Origin of the sequence: Thermococcus sp. (assembly GCF_027023865.1) — an archaeon.
GTDB lineage: Archaea > Methanobacteriota_B > Thermococci > Thermococcales > Thermococcaceae > Thermococcus.
Genome location: NZ_JALVUC010000019.1, coordinates 438,040 through 454,769, shown reverse-complemented (window position 1 = coordinate 454,769; position 16,730 = coordinate 438,040). Strand labels below are relative to the sequence as shown.

The 16,730-nt window shown below is 54.9% G+C and carries 17 protein-coding genes; 9 read left to right on the top strand and 8 right to left on the bottom strand.

Features of this window, described 5'->3' with window-relative positions; genetic code table 11:
• A partial coding sequence (gene cysS, locus MV421_RS08135) for a cysteine--tRNA ligase (protein WP_297518173.1) occupies positions 1-1,397 on the bottom strand: 1,397 nt, incomplete at its 3' end.
• 118 nt (positions 1,398-1,515) lie between these two features.
• Here cysS and MV421_RS08130 point away from each other — a divergent pair.
• From MV421_RS08130 to mrtA, 3 genes are read left to right on the top strand one after another with little or no spacing between them, the layout of a single operon-like run.
• Positions 1,516-2,556 (top strand): peptidylprolyl isomerase, encoded by a 1,041-nt coding sequence (locus tag MV421_RS08130; protein ID WP_297518144.1) that lies wholly within the window; start codon positions 1,516-1,518, stop codon positions 2,554-2,556.
• A gap of 41 nt (positions 2,557-2,597) precedes the next feature.
• Positions 2,598-3,506 (top strand): hypothetical protein, encoded by a 909-nt coding sequence (locus MV421_RS08125; RefSeq protein WP_297421824.1) that lies wholly within the window; start codon positions 2,598-2,600, stop codon positions 3,504-3,506.
• Between the two features lie 3 nt (positions 3,507-3,509).
• Positions 3,510-4,112, top strand: a complete 603-nt coding sequence (mrtA, locus tag MV421_RS08120; RefSeq protein WP_297421762.1) for a CPBP family archaeomyxosortase MrtA — start codon at positions 3,510-3,512, stop codon at positions 4,110-4,112.
• Between the two features lie 2 nt (positions 4,113-4,114).
• Here the strand turns inward: mrtA and thiD are convergent, their stop codons facing one another.
• Positions 4,115-5,398, bottom strand: a complete 1,284-nt coding sequence (gene thiD / locus MV421_RS08115) for a bifunctional hydroxymethylpyrimidine kinase/phosphomethylpyrimidine kinase (RefSeq protein ID WP_297518141.1) — start codon at positions 5,396-5,398, stop codon at positions 4,115-4,117.
• 4 nt (positions 5,399-5,402) lie between these two features.
• Positions 5,403-6,155: a sulfide-dependent adenosine diphosphate thiazole synthase gene (locus MV421_RS08110; protein ID WP_297518170.1), complete on the bottom strand. Its 753-nt coding sequence runs from the start codon at positions 6,153-6,155 to the stop codon at positions 5,403-5,405.
• Between the two features lie 92 nt (positions 6,156-6,247).
• On the opposite strand from MV421_RS08110, the gene thiC reads away from it, so the two are divergent.
• From thiC to MV421_RS08090, 4 genes are read left to right on the top strand one after another with little or no spacing between them, the layout of a single operon-like run.
• The gene (thiC, locus tag MV421_RS08105; RefSeq protein WP_297421828.1) at positions 6,248-7,528 is read left to right on the top strand and encodes a phosphomethylpyrimidine synthase ThiC; all 1,281 of its coding nucleotides are present in this window, start codon (positions 6,248-6,250) and stop codon (positions 7,526-7,528) included.
• Positions 7,529-7,532: 4 nt separating this feature from the next.
• Complete coding sequence (locus MV421_RS08100) at positions 7,533-8,192, top strand: phosphoribosylaminoimidazolesuccinocarboxamide synthase (protein WP_297421766.1); 660 nt, start codon at positions 7,533-7,535, stop codon at positions 8,190-8,192.
• Complete coding sequence (locus MV421_RS08095) at positions 8,189-9,121, top strand: formate--phosphoribosylaminoimidazolecarboxamide ligase (RefSeq protein WP_297421768.1); 933 nt, start codon at positions 8,189-8,191, stop codon at positions 9,119-9,121. The genes MV421_RS08100 and MV421_RS08095 overlap by 4 nt, the downstream gene beginning before the upstream one ends.
• Positions 9,118-9,717 carry an IMP cyclohydrolase gene (locus tag MV421_RS08090; protein WP_297421770.1) on the top strand — a complete coding sequence of 200 codons (600 nt, stop codon included), beginning with the start codon at positions 9,118-9,120 and terminating at the stop codon, positions 9,715-9,717. The genes MV421_RS08095 and MV421_RS08090 overlap by 4 nt, the downstream gene beginning before the upstream one ends.
• Before the next feature lie 3 nt (positions 9,718-9,720).
• Here the strand turns inward: MV421_RS08090 and ribH are convergent, their stop codons facing one another.
• The 4 genes from ribH to ribD form a co-directional block, all read right to left on the bottom strand.
• Entirely contained in the window at positions 9,721-10,179 is a 459-nt protein-coding gene (gene ribH, locus MV421_RS08085) for a 6,7-dimethyl-8-ribityllumazine synthase (RefSeq protein WP_297421772.1), read from the bottom strand.
• A gap of 47 nt (positions 10,180-10,226) precedes the next feature.
• Entirely contained in the window at positions 10,227-11,387 is a 1,161-nt protein-coding gene (locus MV421_RS08080; RefSeq protein ID WP_297518137.1) for a bifunctional 3,4-dihydroxy-2-butanone-4-phosphate synthase/GTP cyclohydrolase II, read from the bottom strand.
• Between the two features lie 61 nt (positions 11,388-11,448).
• Entirely contained in the window at positions 11,449-12,000 is a 552-nt protein-coding gene (locus MV421_RS08075; protein ID WP_297421776.1) for a riboflavin synthase, read from the bottom strand.
• Positions 11,981-13,057: a bifunctional diaminohydroxyphosphoribosylaminopyrimidine deaminase/5-amino-6-(5-phosphoribosylamino)uracil reductase RibD gene (gene ribD, locus MV421_RS08070; protein WP_297421778.1), complete on the bottom strand. Its 1,077-nt coding sequence runs from the start codon at positions 13,055-13,057 to the stop codon at positions 11,981-11,983. The genes MV421_RS08075 and ribD overlap by 20 nt, the downstream gene beginning before the upstream one ends.
• A gap of 105 nt (positions 13,058-13,162) precedes the next feature.
• On the opposite strand from ribD, the gene MV421_RS08065 reads away from it, so the two are divergent.
• Entirely contained in the window at positions 13,163-15,010 is a 1,848-nt protein-coding gene (locus tag MV421_RS08065; RefSeq protein WP_297503039.1) for a prolyl oligopeptidase family serine peptidase, read from the top strand.
• Between the two features lie 72 nt (positions 15,011-15,082).
• Positions 15,083-16,102: an adenylosuccinate synthetase gene (locus MV421_RS08060; protein WP_297421780.1), complete on the top strand. Its 1,020-nt coding sequence runs from the start codon at positions 15,083-15,085 to the stop codon at positions 16,100-16,102.
• Here the strand turns inward: MV421_RS08060 and MV421_RS08055 are convergent.
• A complete protein-coding gene (locus tag MV421_RS08055; protein WP_297421783.1) occupies positions 16,095-16,730 on the bottom strand; it encodes a hypothetical protein in 636 nt (211 codons plus the stop codon). The genes MV421_RS08060 and MV421_RS08055 overlap by 8 nt on opposite strands.

Here is a 16,730-nt window from a genome sequence, read left to right as displayed (position 1 = left end):
GGTGTGTCCTCAAGCTGAATTCCAAGCTCTCTCAGCTCGGCCCTTATCCTGTCCGCCAGCGCGAAGTTCCTCTCCTTCCTGAGCTGGGCGCGCACCTCTATGAGGAGCTTTATTAGTTCCTCCTCCTCACCGGCTTTCTGCTCGCGGAAGTAGTCCTCGAAGATTCCGAAGACCTCGCTGACAGCCTTGAAGAACTCCCAGGCCTTCCTCAGTATGCTCTCCTTCGGCGTCTCCACCCGGGTCAGGTAGCGGTTGACCGCGTTGCTGGCCTCAAAGACGGCCTTCAGGGCCTCGGCCGTGTTGAAGTCGTCGTCCATCGCCTCGTAGAAATTCTCCCTAGCGTTCCGTATAGCGTCGTAGGCCTCGAACTCCTCGCTTCCCCACTTGAAGGATATCTCCGCTTTCTCCATAGCCACGCGGATGTTCTCAAGGGTGTTGTAGAGCCTCTCCAGGTTGTTCTTCGCGTGCTCCATGCCCTCCTCCGTGTAGTCGAGCGGTGATCTGTAGTGCCTCTGGAGCACGAAGAGCCTTATCACCTCGGGGTCGTAGCGCTCCAACGCCTCGCGTATCGTGATGAAGTTGCCTAGGCTCTTGCTCATCTTCTCGCCGTTGACCATGAGGAAACCGGTGTGCATCCAGTAGCGGACCCACTCATGACCAGTGCACGCTTCCGTCTGCGCTATCTCGTTCTCGTGGTGAGGGAAGATGAGGTCGTTTCCTCCGCCGTGGATGTCGAAACTCTCTCCCAGGTACTTCGTGCTCATCGTGGAGCACTCGATATGCCAGCCGGGCCTCCCCTCCCCCCAGGGGCTTCCCCATTTGGGTTCGCCGGGCTTCGCCTTCTTCCAGAGGGCAAAATCCTCGGGGTTTCTCTTACCCTCACCGGGTTCAACACGAGCGCCCTTGACAAGGTCCTCCACCTTTATCCCGCTTAGCTTTCCGTAGTCCTTAAACTTGCGAACCTCGAAGTAAACGCCGTCACTTCCCTCGTAGGCATAGCCCTTCTCCTCCAGCCTCCCAATGAAGTCTATGATGTCCCCTATGTGCTCCGTAACGCGGGGATAGATATCGGCCGGCTTGACCTTTAACGCTCCCATATCCTCCAGGAAGTAGCGAAGGAACTTTTCGGCCAGCTCTCTTGGATTCTCCCCAGTCTCGTTCGCCCTGCGAATGATTTTATCGTCTATGTCGGTGAAGTTCATGACCATCATGACTGTGTAACCTTTATGCTCGAAGTAGCGCCTCACGACGTCAAAAGCGATGTAGGTTCTCGCGTGGCCGATGTGGGTGTAGTCATAAACCGTCGGACCGCAGACGTACATCCTAACCTCGCCCTCTCTGAGCGATCTGAACTCCTCCTTCTGTCTCGTCTGGGTGTTGTATATCCTTATGGCCATCTTCACCACCGGGGGAACTTGGGGGGTTCTCTTATTAGGTTATCGCCCCCTTGGTAAACGGCAAAAGCTTAAAAAGCAACCCTCTCAATCCGGGGTAGAACATGAAAAGGAGGTTACGATGATGGCGATCAAGAAAGGAGACGTCATAAGGATTCACTACACCGGAAAGGTCAGGGAGACCGGTGAGATATTCGACACGACCTATGAAAAGGTCGCCAAGGAGGCGGGCATCTACAACGAAAAGGGCATCTACGGCCCCGTTCCGGTTGCGGTCGGTGCCGGCCACGTCATTAAGGGTCTCGATGAGCAACTCGCAGGTCTTGAGGTCGGGAAGAAGTATGAGATAACCGTTCAACCAGAGAATGGCTTCGGAAAGCGTGATCCCAAGCTCATAAAAATCTTCACCCTCGGCCAGTTCAGGAGACAGGGCCTCCGCCCATTCCCAGGCATGCCGATTGAGATAGAAACCGAGGGCGGTAGAAAGCTCAAGGGAAGGGTTCTCACCGTCAGTGGCGGCCGCGTTAGGGTCGACTTCAACCACCCCTACGCCGGCAAGCATCTGGTTTACGAGGTGGAGGTTGTTGAGAAGATAGGCGACCCGATTGAGCGGGTCAAGGCCCTCTTAGAACTCCGCATGCCGAGCGTTGACCATGAGAAGGTCATTATTGAAGTCGGCGAAAAGGACGTCACGGTTGACTTCACCCCCGTTCACAACGAAGTTGATAAAAACACGCTCGTCCTCGGTGAGATACTCCTCGAGAGCGACCTCAAGTTCATAGGCTACGAGGAAATAACCTTCAAGCCGGGCGTTGACGAACTCCTCAAGCCGTCCGAAGAGGAGGCTGGAGAGGAGCCTTCTGAGGAAATCGGGGAAGGGGTTGCAGAGGGAAACCCCAAGATGGAGAAAAAAGTTCCCTCAGAGGAAACCACAGAGGAGAGGACTGAAGAAAAGGCTGAAATACAAGAGGAGCCAGAGAACGAGAAGGCTAAGGAGGCTGAAACCACAAAAGGAAAACCTGAGGATGAAGATAGGAACTCCAGGAAGGGCACCAAGGGCAGGAAGACGAGAAGGACCACCACCAGGAAGACCAGTAGTAAGAAGAAGACCAAGGCCGCCGCGGGGAAGATGGAAGATGAGAAAGCCGCCGGCTCGGAGTGAACTTTTTAATCCCTTCTTCTTAATCCTTTTGGGTGCAGGCCATGGTCAGTGAGGGGAGACTGAGGATTCTGCTTGAGGATCTAGGTTCGAGGTTCACGCGGGATGACATCCCTAAGATACGTGAGGCCCTCATGGCACTGTGCTATGTCATGGATATACCGGTGTCGTACATCAACCCCTCAAACGGCTACCACCCCGTGGTCGTCTTTAAGAAACGATTTGGACGGGTTCAGAAGGAAGCCCCCGTTTCAATAGCTGACCTAAAGATTCTGAACCGCTACAACATGCCGGGATGGAGGCACGAGGTCGAGTTCTGGCTTGACAACGATGTAGTTCTACATGAACCCGTGGCTGGGATAGAGGCACTCCTCATTGGCGATCCCAGACAGCTCAACCGGCTGGGGGACACGATTAGGCGCCTCGTTCAGTACATGACATTCCGACCAAGAAAGCTGGTTCTGTTCTACAACACGATCTACATGGACTTTGGAGCGGGTAGGTACGTTCAGATAAACCTAAGGGGGAGCGACATTGAGTTGAGGCTTATAAACATGAAACTCAGCGAGGCCGCGGGTTACCTTGGGAAGGCCGTCGCTCACATGGACTCGGTCTTTGGAAACAAGAACGTGGAGTTCTACCAGCTCCTCTTCGCGTACTCAACGGAGACTAGGAGCGCCTTTGACTGGTTCTTCCACCGCTACATCTACCCGAGACTGAACCCTGAACAGAGAGAGTTCCTCGAGGAGATGCAGGACTATAGAAACTTTCTAAGCCTTCTTTACACTCATGTTAATCGGCTCAACAAGGACAGGATAGGCGATGAGGTTGGAATCCGCGTTGTCAGGCGTGCCAACCCAAGAAGACCCCTAGAGATAGGACTCGTCTTCACCAACCGGGGAATAGAAGTTCGGCGCTACGCTGGAAACGTCCAAATAAACTTTATGGTGTAACGGATGGGAATCAGGAGAAATCCTTACATCCTCTATACTTTATCACTTCCCTTCATCCTCGCGGTGCGCTACAGTTGGAGGGGAATATTTCTCTGGGCGTTGTACAACGTCCTGTTCTTAATCGCGGTTCCTTTTGCCCTTGCGCTCTTCCTCGGTTTCAGGCCGACCGAATTGGGCTTTAAACTTGGCAACGGTAGGGGCTATCGCTGGGCACTGGTCCTGCTAATCGCCACAATTCCACTCAGCCTCTACGGCACGACGGTTCCGTCGATGAAGGATTACTACCCAATTTTTAGCTTCTCCAGTCCGCTTGATTTTGCTATCAAAGAGCTCGCCATGGGGGCCATAATGCTGGCCAACGAGGCCTTCTACCGTGGTGTCCTCCTCATGCCTTTGGCCGAGAAAAACAGGTGGCCGGCCATCCTTGCGCAGGACGTTCCTTACACCCTTGCCCACATCGGAAAGCCTGGGATCGAGATTCCATACGCCTTTGTGGCGGGGATAGTGTTCTCATGGCTCGACCTTGAAAGCGAGAGCTTCCTGCCAAGCTTCCTCCTCCACTGGCTTGGCTCGGCGTTCTTTGATGTGCTATGTGCGTTTATGTGAGGTCAACGGACAAGGTCATGCAGTATTTCTAAAACTTCCGCCGCGCTCCCCCCAAACACCAGAACCATCGGCTCCTTGCCCCAGTCGCCGAGATGGTAGACGAGATCGGGCCTCTCTCTGACTCTCTTCACCGCACTCTCGATTCCCCACTCCATCGTTCCTCTCTCGGCCTGCTTAACCTCCTCCGGCTCCTCCCGCCGGTCATAGAAGGAAACGATGAGACCGAGTTTTTTGGCCTTTTCGACGAGTTCCTCCGAGTATTTAAGGTTCAGAACGGCCCTGACTTCGGGGTAGAACTCGCGCGTCCTGAGGAGAGCTCTTCTGAGGTGGTCGCTCGCTCCAGGCTCAACCGGCCCCACGGGCTTAACCGTTTCACCGTAGCGGACTATCCTGCCCTTAACTGCGAAGACTTCGTTGAAAGGGGTTACTAACGCGAAGTTCGTCCCTACCTCAGGAACGTGGCGGCTTAGCCTCTCGCCGAGCTTTACAAACTCTTTGACTGCCCCTTCAAGCTCCCCCCTAGCTCTCCAGCGGTGGGCATCCCTCTCAAGCTCCCAGAGTGGATTAACGGCTTTCGTCTCGGCCTTTGAGAATCTTATTGCCCCCTCGACGAATCGCTTTGCTTTCTCAACGGCTTCAGGAAGCTCAAAGTCCTTGGCTAAGAACGTTGTTAAGGCAGAGGAGAATGCACAGCCGGTCCCGTGGGTGAAGCCCCCAACCCTCTTTCCGGAGAACTCGCAAAATTCACCATTCCAGTAGAGGACGTCTGTGTAGCTTAGATGGCCACCCTTGACGACGACGGCCTTTGCTCCCAGCCCCTCGGCTATTGTCTCCGCCACTTCCTTCATGTCGTTGACCGAGCGTATCTTGAGGCCGCTCAGGGCTTCCGCCTCAGGAACGTTCGGCGTAGCTATTGAGCCGGGAATAAGGGCTTTAACGGATTCGATTGAGTCAGCGAGCTTTGCACCGGTGCTCGAAGCAAGGACGGGATCAAGAACCCTCAAAAGTCCCTTCGTTTCCCCATCTACCGCTTCTGCAACCTCACCTCCCCCTACCATACCGATTTTGACTGCCTTGATTTCAAAGCTCTCCTTAACGGCCCTTAACTCTTCCCCAACAACCTCTGGCGGAAGGGTGTGGTAGCCTCTAACCTCCGAGGGGTTCTGGTAGGTGACGGATGTAATAACGGGGAGTGGGTGCTCGCCCAGGGTGGAAACCGTCTCGATGTCCGCTTTAAGCCCCGCTCCGCCCCCGGTGTCGAGGCCGGCAATGATTAAAACAGCCATCCCATCACCCCAGCCTTTTGAGGATTTCGAGGGCGGCTTTCCTACCGCTCATGAACATCCCGCCGAATATCGGCCCCATCCTGGGCGCTCCAGCGAGGGCATTGGCTGCCATTCCGGTCACGTAAAAGCCGGGGAAAACCTCCCCTGTGTGCTTCACAGTCAGCTCCTCGCCCTTCTCAGCCCACATAGGCCCCTCGCCGGGAATCCTCTCTATCAGCCCGCGCTTGAGGAGGTGCCCGCTTATCTGGGCACCGTGGCCCGTGGAATCCACGACGAATTTCGCCTCAACGGTGAGAGGGTCGACGTGGAGACCCGTCATCATTACCGGCGTCCAGTTGATAACCACCCCGGCGACGCGGTCGCCCTTGACGACCAGGTCCTCAACCCCCACCATGTTGAAGAACTTTACCCCGGCCTTCACCGCCTTGCTCGCGAGAGTTGTTGCAGTCTCTACTGCATCGGCAACGTAGAGGCCGTCCCTGAAGAGCCTGTAACTTATCCCGAACTCGTCGAGGATTTCCCTGGCTTCCTCCTGGACGACGATCCTGTTGAATCCCATAGCTCCCCCCCAGATGCCGCCGCCTATAGAGAGCTTCTTCTCGAATATCGCAACCTTTGCCCCGTTCTTCGCCAGGTAGTAACCGGCAACCATTCCGGAGGGGCCCGCTCCGACTATGGCAACGTCGAGAGAGAGGTTCTCTAAGAGGTCGTTGAAGTAGGCCTCAACTATCGCCCTGCTTATCTCCACTTCCTTCATTGTCACCACCCAAAACCTTTTAAGCCGCGGTCAAAACTTAGTTTTGAAACTTAAAAACTTTATTATAAACTGGTTTTAAATGGGTGATTGGGATGACCCAGCTTGAGGCCGCGAAGAGGGGAGAGGTAACTGAGGAGATGAAGTTCGTAGCGGAGAGGGAGGGCATAGACCTGAAGAAGCTCAAGAGGAGCATAGCGAAGGGCCACACCGTCATCTTCCGCAATGTTAAGCACGACTGGGTTAAGCCAGTGGCTGTCGGCAGCGCCGTCCGCGTCAAGGTGAACGCGAACATAGGCACATCCCGCGATATAGTCAATGTCAAAGCTGAGATGGAGAAGGCCAAAACTGCCGTTAAATACGGTGCAGACACGATTATGGATCTCTCCACCGGTGGTGACCTCGACGAGATCAGAAAAACCGTAATGCACGCCGTTGATGTGCCAATCGGCACCGTTCCCATCTATCAGGCGGCCGAGGAGATGCTCGCCAAGGGAAAGGCCATCATCGAGATGGGCGAGGACGACATGTGGAAGGCCGTTGAGAAACACTTCAGGGACGGCGTTGACTACACGACGATCCACGTCGGCGTTACGAAAGAGGTCGTCGAGAAGATGAAGCGGACGAAGAGAGCGGTCGGCATGGTCTCGCGCGGCGGGACGTTTTTAGCTGCCTGGATACTCCACTGGGGCGAGGAAAACCCCTTCTACAAGAACTACGACTATCTCCTCGAACTGGCAAAGGAGTACGATGTGGTTTTAAGCCTCGGCGACGGCCTGAGGCCCGGTGGACTTCCCGATGCCGGCGATGAGCTTCAGATTGCCGAGCTCTACACCCTCGGGAGGCTCGTCAGGCGCGCAAGGGAAGCCGGCGTTCAAACGATGGTTGAGGGGCCGGGTCACGTCCCCATTGATCAGATAGCGGCGCAGGTGAAGCTCGCGAAGGTCGCAACCGACAACGCACCCTTCTACGTCTTGGGGCCGATAGTTACGGACATCTTCCCCGGTTATGACAACATCACGGCGGCAATAGGCGGCGCCATAGCGGCCCTGAACGGTGCTGACTTCCTCTGCTACGTGACTCCGGCGGAGCACCTCGGCCTTCCGGACGTCGAGCACGTCCGCCAGGGGGTTATAGCGGCGAAGATAGCGGCACATGCCGTCAACCTCACGAGGTTCGAGGCGGACTTCAAAAAGGACTACCTCATGAGCCTCGCCCGCGGAAAACTCGACTGGGCAGGGCAGTTCGAGCTGAGCCAGGACAAAGACAGGTTCATCGAGATAAGGAAGAAGAGACCGACGAAGACGGAAGCCTGCTCGATGTGCGGCGATCTCTGCGCGATAAAGCTCATCAACGACATGCTGAGGAAGGGGTGAGAGCTTGAGGTTAATATACTCCGGCAAGACCAAGGACGTCTACGAGGACGGCCCTTATCTCATCTTCCACTTCAGGGACACCATCCTAGGCAGGGACGGTAGGGAAGACAGCGGGGGCAACGAAGTTGTCGGCGAAAAAGCCGGGAAGGGGAGCGTCGTTTTAATGCAGACGGAGTTCTTCTTCAAACTACTCGAGAAAAACGGAATAAGAACGCACTTCGTCGAGAGGATTGACGATAGGAAGGCCCGCTTCCTGAAGGCCGAGAGGATTCCGCTCGAGGTTATCTATCGGGAACTGGCCTACGGAAGCTTCCTGCGGAGATACAGGGACTGGGTAAGGCCCTTTCAGCCCTTGGGGATAGCCGAGTTCACGCTCAAGGACGACCGCCTCGACGACCCGTTGATAGCTGAAGACTCAGTGATCGCCCTGGGAATCGCGAGCAGGGGAGAGGTCGAAAAGATGAAGGAAACGATGGGGAAGGTGGTCGGGATTTTGCGGGATTTCCTCTCTTCAAAGGACCTTCAGCTCGTTGACTTCAAGCTCGAGTTCGGCCGACTCGGCGGGGAGCTTCTGGTGATAGACGAGCTGAGTGGAGACACGATGCGCGTCGCAAAGGGCAGGAGAATATTAACCCGGGAAGAATTGCTGGGGGTGATCGAATGATAATCTCGACGATAGCGTCTCATTCCTCCCTCCAGATACTCCTTGGGGCCAAGGGTGAGGGTTTTAAAACGAGGCTCTACGTGAAACCTGGAAGAAGAGCCTTCTACGCCTCCACGAGGCTCGCAGACGAGCTTTTTGTAACCGAAGATATGAGCGCAATACTAAACGACGACGGCATCGTAATTCCGCACGGTTCCTTCGTGGCTTACCTCGGCCTTGAGGCGATAGAAAGGGCCAGAACCAAGTTCTTCGGCAATAGGCGCTTCCTCAAGTGGGAGACGACCTTTGAACTTCAGGACAAAGCGCTCGACAAAGCTGGAATACCGCGCGTTGAGGTTGTCAAGCCGGAAGAGGCTAAGCCCGACGAGCTTTACTTCGTCCGCCTTGAGGGGCCGAGGGGCGGTAGCGGGCACTTCATCGCTAAAGGAGAAGGGCTTGAAGAAAGGCTGGAGGGTGTTGAGGGTGACTACAGGGTTGAGCGCTTCATACCCGGCGTTTACCTCTACGTCCACTTCTTCCACTCGCCAATCCTGGGCAGGCTTGAGCTGCTCGGCGTTGACGAGAGGATTCTCATAGCGGACGGAAACGCCCGCTGGCCGGTGAGACCGCTCCCGTACACGATAGCGGGCAACGTCGGTGTCGCCCTCAGGGAGTCGCTCCTGCCAAAGCTCTATGATTACGGTTTGGCATTCGTCGAGGCGATGAGAAAACTCGAACCACCCGGAATAATTGGACCCTTCGCGCTCCACTTCGCCTACGACGGAGAATTTAAGGCCATCGGTTTCGCCTCGCGGATAGACGGGGGGAGCAATGCCCTCCACTGGTACGGACGGCTCTACTGGGAGGAGCCAATGAGCGCGGGCAGGAGGATAGCGCGGGAGATAAAACTGGCCCTTGAGGATGACAGGTTGGGGGAGGTGGTAGCTTGACCTACACTGGGAGAACCCTCGGAATAGGCCTGATGAACGGCAAGCCCTTCACCTTCTACCTCCTCTGCTCCCGTTCCTTCCCGGAGAGGAAGGCCGTGATTAAGGGCAGCACCGCTTACATAATCAACCGAACCGAGACGGACAACCCCTATGTGAGCTACCCCGTTGTGAGAACGAACGAGAGGTACGCGGTGGTCACCAACGGCCTCCACACGGACTTCATCTTCCAGGCCCTCGACTGGGAGAAGCCGAGGAAGGCTTTAGTCCACGTTCTCGACGCGATGGACTACGAGAGAGATGCATACGACACGCCAAGGATAGCTGGAGTTATAGAGCGAGGAAACAAGAGAGGCTGGCTCGGCTTCGCCGGAAGGGGCTGGCTGTGGGTGAGGGAGCTTGAGCTGAAGGAAGGAAAGGCTTTTGTTACCGCAACCTACAACGTGGATGGCTTCGTTGAACTCGGCCTGAACAACTTCAGCCCGGCCAGAGAACTCGCCTCGGAGGTTCTAAAGCTCCCCTTCGAGCACAAAGTTCTCGCTATCGGGGTCGCTGAAAATAAGGATGGGTGGAGGATTGAAACCACCTCTAATCTTTAAACTTTAAAGTTTCTTCATCAGGTTCGCCATCTCAAGCGCCGCCATGGCGTACTCGAAGCCCTTGTTGCTCTTAATTCCGGCCCTATTCAGGCCCTGAAGCTCGTCTTCAACGGTTATGACGCCGAAGATAATCGGGACGCCGGTCTGGAGGGAGACGTTCGCAACGCCCTTGGCAACTTCGTTGGCAACAAGGTCAAAGTGCTTCGTTTCTCCCCTGACGACGGCTCCAAGTGCCAAAACCACGTCGTACCTTCCGCTCTCGGCGAGCTTTTTGGCAACCAGGGGTATCTCAAAGGAACCGGGAACCTTAACGACGTCAACGGCATCAACGTTGTGCCTCCTGAAGCAGTCTAACGCTCCCTCGAGCATCTCCCCTGTGAGCAGGTCGTTGAACCTGCCGACTACGACCGCCATCCTCAGGCCCTTTCCGTCGAAACCTCCCTCAAGGGTTCTAACCTCCATAACACCACCACCGAATTCGTTAATCCATTAATTATCGGATTACACAATTAAATTTTCATCGGGAGTCTGTGGCCGAGCTTCTCCTCCTTCACCTTCAGGTAGAACCTGTTATGCTCGGTTACCTCCCCTGGTGCGGGAACTATCTCCAACACTTCAATCCCTAACTCCTCTAGGGCTTTGGCCTTCGCCGGGTTGTTGGTTATGAGCCTGATCTTGGAGACTCCAAGGGTGCGGAGCATCTGGAAGGCGGCCTCGTAGGTCCTTTCGTCGGCCTTATGACCTAAAGCTTCATTGGCCTCCACCGTATCGAGCCCTTTGTCCTGGAGTTCGTAGGCCTTTATCTTCTCCTTCAGGCCAATTCCCCTCCCTTCCTGGTCCATGTAGAGGAGTATGCCCCCTTCTTGGGCTATCATCCTCAGCGAGTTGGCCAGCTGGCTGCCGCAGTCGCACTTGAGAGAGGCGAGCGTATCTCCAGTGAGACACTTTGAGTGAACCCTGACGAGCGGAACGTCTCCGTAAGGCTCTTTAATTATGGCCGCATGCTCCTTGAAGTCCAGCTCGTTGTCGAATGCTATGATCCTGAAGTCGCCGTACTTGGTCGGAAGTCTCGCGTTGGCGTAAACTTTAATCAGCTGTTTCCGCTTTACGAACTCCTTCCATACGTCGTCGATGTTTACAACCGGAAGATCGTGCTCCTCCGCGAGCTTTAGCGCATATTCCCTGTTGTGGGAGTCGCCTTTTTCGTCGAGTATCTCGACGATTAGGGCATATCTCTTAAAGCCGAGGATCTCCATGAGCTCAAGGGAGCCTTCAGTGTGACCGTGGCGCCTGTTCAGGCCAATTCCCCCGAGGAGGTGGAGATGGCCCGGATACCTGAAGTGCTCAACCGAGAGCCCCTCGACGAGCTTTTTAGCTGTTAAAGCCCTCTCCTCAGCTGTTATGCCCGTGAAGTTTTCCCTGTAGTCAACGGGAATCAAAAAGTTCGTCTCCCCCTCCTTGCTCGGCAGCGGGAAGAAGCCCCTTTTCAAGGCCTCCTCCATGTCCATAGTGAGGCAGAGGAGGCCCTTCATCGAGAGCATGAAGTTTACAACCTCCGGAGAAGCTATCTCGGCCGGATAAACCAAATCGGCCTCAAACTCCCTCCTGTCGTCAATGAGAACGATGGTTTTTCCATCAAGGACTTTTTCTTTTATTGAGTTCCAGTTCATCTTTTCCTCCCCGGAGGCAAATTTGTTCCATATCTTTTAAAAATTTGTTCCAAAAATGGAATTAAGTGGAGAGGATCCTCCTCACGTACCTCGCGATGACATCTATCTCGCAGTTCACCCTCTCGCCGGGCCTTAGGAGGCCGAGGTTCGTCTTCTCCAGCGTGTAGGGGATCACCTGGATCCAGAAGCGGTTGCTCTCTACCCTCGCCACCGTAAGAGAGACGCCGTTCAAAGCGATAGAGCCTTTCTCTGCAACACCCCACTTCTCGGGTGGCATCTCGAAGGCCATCCACGTCGTGTTCCCGCTCGTTCTCTTTGCTATGAAGCGGATCGTCCCGTCAACGTGGCCCGTCACTATGTGCCCGTCGAAGCGGCCGCTGGCCGGCATGGCCCTTTCGAGGTTGACGACCCTAGCTTTCCTCAGGTTCGTCCTCCTCAGGGTCTCCTCACCGACGTCGAAGGTAGCTATTCTCCCGTCGAAGTCCACGACGGTCAGACAGGCGCCGTTTACCGCCACACTATCGCCGGGCCTGACATCGAAGGGAACCTCCACGTAGAGCTTTCCGGCAGAGTAACGGGCTTTACCGGTTGCCTCAACTATCCCGCTGAACATTCCAACCACCCGAGTAAGCAGTGACCAAAAAGCTCTCCCCGAGCCTTTCCATCGAGTCTATCCTCAAGAGAGGCGCATTGTTCGCTTCCTCAACCTTCAGGCACTCGAAGGGCTTAATCCCGTTGCCGAAGAGCTTCGGCCCGTAGAATAGGTAGAACTTGTCGGCGTAGCTTAAAAACTGGCATGCTATCCTCCCGCCCTCTACGAGAACGCTGTCTATTCCCAGCTCGCCGAGCTTTCTCAGGATTTTCCCCGGCTCGGTTATCGGGTAGGCTTCGGCTATGCCCTCAAACTTCTCCGGCATCTCCGTGAAGAAAATCGTCCTCCCATCCTCGAAGAGTCTGAACTTCCTGCCCTTCCCCACCTCCTCCGCCACCCTGCCCGAGCGGTCGAGGATTACCTTAACCTTTAGCGGACAGTTCTCAAGCCTGCAGTTAAGCCTCGGGTCGTCGGCCAGGACCGTCCCAGAACCAACCATTATTGCCATGTGCTTCCTCCTGAGCTCCTGAACCCTCTCACGGGCCTTCTCACCGGTTATCCACTGAGAAGAACCGTTTTCAGTTGCTATGAAGCCGTCCAGAGTCAGGGCAAGCTTGATGGATACGAAGGGCATCCTAGTCGTTATGTACTTTATGAAGATCTCGTTGAGCTTCTTGGCTTCATCTTTGAGAAGGCCAACCTCAACCTCTATCTCGGCCTTCCTCATCTTTTCTATCCCCCTGCCTGCCACGAGGGGGTTCGGGTCCTCCATCGCAACGACAACCCGCTTAAAGCCCTCCCTGATTATCCTGTCGGAGCAGGGCGGTTGCTTCCCCCAGTGGGAGCAGGGTTCAAGGGTTACGTACATCGTAGCATCTTTGACGTCGTGACTTTTGGATTTGGCATCTTCTATGGCGTTTACCTCCGCGTGCTTCTCGCCGAAGCGCTGGTGCCATCCAATGCCGATTATCTCCCCGTCCTTGACTATCACCGCTCCGACCATCGGGTTTGGATTCACCCAGCCTTCCCCCCTCTTTGCCAGTTCTAACGCGAGATGCATATATTCCTCATCTTCCATCTCACCACCAACGAAAGTTTGTTCCAGGAACTTAAATTTTTTGTTCTATATATGGAAAACAAAGGCTTTTTATACCTTCTACCGAACGTTTAGACGGTGATTTTCATGGAGGATCCGTACGTCTGGATGGAGAACCTCAGCGATGACCGCGTTCTGAGGTTCGTCGAGGAGGAGAACAAACGCTTTAGGGGTTTCGTTGGGGAGCTGAGCGACGAACTGTTTCCAGAGGTCTGGAAGTACTACTCGATGCCGGTAATCTACGGCTCCAATCTCACCGAGAAAGGCGTTCTGGCAATGTACAAGGAGAGAGATAGACAGATTATTAGGTGGCTCGGTGGGGGGGTTATAGTGGACTCAAAGGAACTTGAGAAAGAACTCGACGATGAGGTTCTACTGCAGGGGTTCACAGCTGACAAATCGGGAAAAATGCTCACTTACAGTTTCTCAATCGGTGGTGCTGATGAGGGCATAACGAGGATAGTTAACCTCGAAACCGGCAGAGTCATAGAGGAGTTCAAGCCCTCCATCCGTAATGTAGTCTTCACCAAGAATGGTTACTACTTCAGCAGGTTTTACAGGCACGGAGAAACGCCGGACGGGGTTAAGTCACCTGCCGTAAGGCTCTTCTTCAGGGACGGGAATGGCGAGAGGATGGTCTTCGGAGAGGGCCTTGGCTCGGGTTACTTCGTCTCGCTGAGAAAGAGCATGGACGGGAAGTGGGCGATGCTCACCGTTACATTCGGCTGGAACAGCGCTGAAATCTACATCGGGCCGATAGATGCACCGAAGCGGTGGGAGAAGGTCTACTCTGCCAAAGTGCCTGCGGAGCCTATTGATGTTGTTAACGGGAAGCTCTACATCCTCACAAGGGAAGGAAAGGGCCTCGGAAAGGTGGTGGCGGTCGGGGGTGAGAACGTCACCAAGGTAATAGCCGAGGGGGAATTTCCGCTGGAGTGGGCCGTAATAGCAGGGGATAGAATCCTCGCTGGCAGGCTCGTACACGCGAGCCATGGGATTGAGATTTACTCGCTCGAAGGAGAGAAGCTCAACGAGATAACCTTTGACCTCCCGGGAAGCGTCTACCCGCTCGACACCGACGGGAAGAGGGTTCTCCTTCGCTACGAGAGCTTCACCATTCCATATCTCCTCTACGAGTTCGACGGAAAGCTTAAGCTCGTCGAAAAGCAGGAGGTTGAAGGCGATTTTAGGGTTGAAGAGGATTTTGCAGTTTCAAAGGACGGCACAAGGATACACTACTTCCACGTGAAGGGCAAAGAGGATAACAAGAGGGTCTGGGTCTTCGGCTACGGCGGCTTCAACATCTCACTCACGCCGAGGTTCTTCCCCCAGGTTATCCCGTTTATCAGGCACGGTGGAAGCTTTGCGATGGCCAATCTTCGCGGTGGTTCCGAGTACGGTGAGGAGTGGCATCGCGCTGGAATGAGAGAGAACAAACAAAACGTCTTCGACGACTTCATAGCGGTTCTGAGCAAGCTCAAGGGTGAAGGTTACAAAGTGGCCGCATGGGGAAGGAGCAATGGCGGGCTTCTGGTTTCGGCAACGCTCAGCCAGAGACCGGAGGTAATGGATTCCGCTCTGATAGGCTACCCCGTCATTGACATGCTGAGGTTTCATAAACTCTACATCGGAGGCGTTTGGGTTCCTGAATATGGAAACCCCGATGACTCTAAGGACAGGGAGTTCCTGCTCAAGTACAGTCCTTACCACAACGTTAAGCCCAAGAGCTACCCACCGACACTCGTATATACCGGCCTCCACGACGATAGAGTTCATCCCGCCCACGCCTTCAAGTTCTTCATGAAGATGAAGGAAGCAGGGGCGTCGGTTTACCTGCGCGTGGAAACGAAAAGTGGTCATATGGGCGCTTCCCCTGAAACAAGGGCTGGGGAACTGACGGATCTGCTCGCGTTTGTAGTGAGGACTCTTTCATAAATTTTTTAACATTTTTGTGTTAAATAGAAACCATTATAAACACCAATTTGACTTAAATATGGGTAAAGAGCCATGCCGAGCTATATCGTTGTTGGTGGTCAATGGGGGGATGAGGGTAAGGGGTCAGTAGTGGCCTACCTCGCCCTGAAGGATAAACCGGATGTGATAGCCCGCGGCGGCGTCGGGACGAACGCGGGTCACAGCGTTTTTATAAATGGCCGGAAGTACGCGGTCAGACAGCTTCCGACGGGCTTCATCCAGACTGAGGCGAGGCTTCTCGTTGGGGCAGGTGTTCTCGTTGACCCCGGGGTCTTTTTCCATGAGCTTGAGCACCTTAAAGACTTCAACGTCGCCGGTAGAGTCGGCATCGATCACCGCTGTGCGATAATCGAGGAGAAACATAAAGAACTTGACAGGACAAACGGCTATCTCCACGGGAAGATAGGCACCACCGGAAGCGGCTGCGGGCCTGCAAACGCGGACAGGGTGATGCGGAGGGCAAAGCTTGCAAGGGACGTCAAGGAGCTTGGACCTTATCTAACGGACGTCGCTGGAGAGGTCAACGATGCCCTGGATGAGGGTAAGCTCGTGCTCGTTGAGGGAACGCAGGGCTTCGGGTTGAGCCTCTACTACGGCACTTACCCCTACGTTACCTCAAAGGACACTACTGCGTCGGCCATAGCGAGCGACGTTGGGATAGGCCCGACGAGAGTGGACGACGTCATCGTGGTTTTTAAGAGTTTCCCGACTAGGGTTGGTGCAGGTCCGTTTCCGACCGAGATGAACCATGAGGAAGCCGAGCGCATGGGGCTGGTCGAGTATGGAACCGTCACCGGCAGGAGGAGGCGTGTTGGCCGGTTCGATTTTGAGTTCGCGCGCTACTCAGTGAGGCTCAACGGGGCGACGATGATAGCCCTTACCATGCTCGACAAGTACGAGGGGGATGCCTTTGGGGTTACAGACTACGACAAACTTCCCAAAAAGGCGAAGGAGTTCGTTGAGGAGATAGAGGAGCACGTTGGAGTACCCGTCGGGCTTATTAAAACAGGCCCGGAGCTGGGGCACATTATAGACAGAAGGGAGGTTATCTAATTCCCCCAATTCCTTTGAAAATCCACAGCAAAAGTTCTGCCGAGAGGAACGCTGCAAACTCCACCAGCAGGCCCAGGGCGACCTTTTTCCATGCCCCCAGCTCCCTTCGCTCCCTCTTTTTCAAACAGTCCTCTGCAACGAGCACTGGAATGGCCTTATAGGAGCCGTAGACGAGCAGGACGTAGAGCCAGGCGAGGAGATTCATCGAGAGGAAGACTGCTCCGCTCTGCTCCATCAGGATGCCGGTCGCTCCCCCTATGAGGAAGACCTCCCGCCAGGAGTAGTTGTACCTCCTCACCGCGAGGCCCCAGAACAGGATGAAGGGAAGATAATAAGCGAACGCCAGGTACAGGTCAGTCAGAGGGTTTGGATTGAAGAGGGCCCTCTCCCCTGGAGGCCGCTTCAGGTTGTCCACTATCGCGAGAACCTCCGTGAGGTAAGCGGAGGCCATACCCACAGTCAGATATTTTGCCAGCATTCCCTGGCCATAGAACCGCCACACCCTCTCTCGAAAGCGATGGAGGGCAACGAGGGCTGTGTAGATGAGCCACGTTGTTCCGAACCAGGGGACGGCCAGTAGTGAGATGAAGCCGGAAACCTGGAAGAGATGCTCTCCTTTTGATCCCAT

Coding starts and splice junctions, on each gene's coding strand:
- ribH (WP_297421772.1), bottom strand. CDS start 10,179: ATGGAGGTTAGAACCCTTGAGGGAGGTTTCGACGGAAAGGGCCTGAGG.
- MV421_RS08080 (WP_297518137.1), bottom strand. CDS start 11,387: ATGAACTGGAACTCAATAAAAGAAAAAGTCCTTGATGGAAAAACCATC.
- MV421_RS08095 (WP_297421768.1), top strand. CDS start 8,189: ATGATAATCTCGACGATAGCGTCTCATTCCTCCCTCCAGATACTCCTT.
- mrtA (WP_297421762.1), top strand. CDS start 3,510: ATGGGAATCAGGAGAAATCCTTACATCCTCTATACTTTATCACTTCCC.
- MV421_RS08125 (WP_297421824.1), top strand. CDS start 2,598: ATGGTCAGTGAGGGGAGACTGAGGATTCTGCTTGAGGATCTAGGTTCG.
- MV421_RS08075 (WP_297421776.1), bottom strand. CDS start 12,000: ATGTTCAGCGGGATAGTTGAGGCAACCGGTAAAGCCCGTTACTCTGCC.
- MV421_RS08130 (WP_297518144.1), top strand. CDS start 1,516: ATGATGGCGATCAAGAAAGGAGACGTCATAAGGATTCACTACACCGGA.
- MV421_RS08110 (WP_297518170.1), bottom strand. CDS start 6,155: ATGAAGGAAGTGGAGATAAGCAGGGCGATAGTTGAGGCCTACTTCAAC.
- thiD (WP_297518141.1), bottom strand. CDS start 5,398: ATGGCTGTTTTAATCATTGCCGGCCTCGACACCGGGGGCGGAGCGGGG.
- ribD (WP_297421778.1), bottom strand. CDS start 13,057: ATGGAAGATGAGGAATATATGCATCTCGCGTTAGAACTGGCAAAGAGG.
- MV421_RS08060 (WP_297421780.1), top strand. CDS start 15,083: ATGCCGAGCTATATCGTTGTTGGTGGTCAATGGGGGGATGAGGGTAAG.
- MV421_RS08065 (WP_297503039.1), top strand. CDS start 13,163: ATGGAGGATCCGTACGTCTGGATGGAGAACCTCAGCGATGACCGCGTT.
- MV421_RS08055 (WP_297421783.1), bottom strand. CDS start 16,730: ATGGGATCAAAAGGAGAGCATCTCTTCCAGGTTTCCGGCTTCATCTCA.
- thiC (WP_297421828.1), top strand. CDS start 6,248: ATGACCCAGCTTGAGGCCGCGAAGAGGGGAGAGGTAACTGAGGAGATG.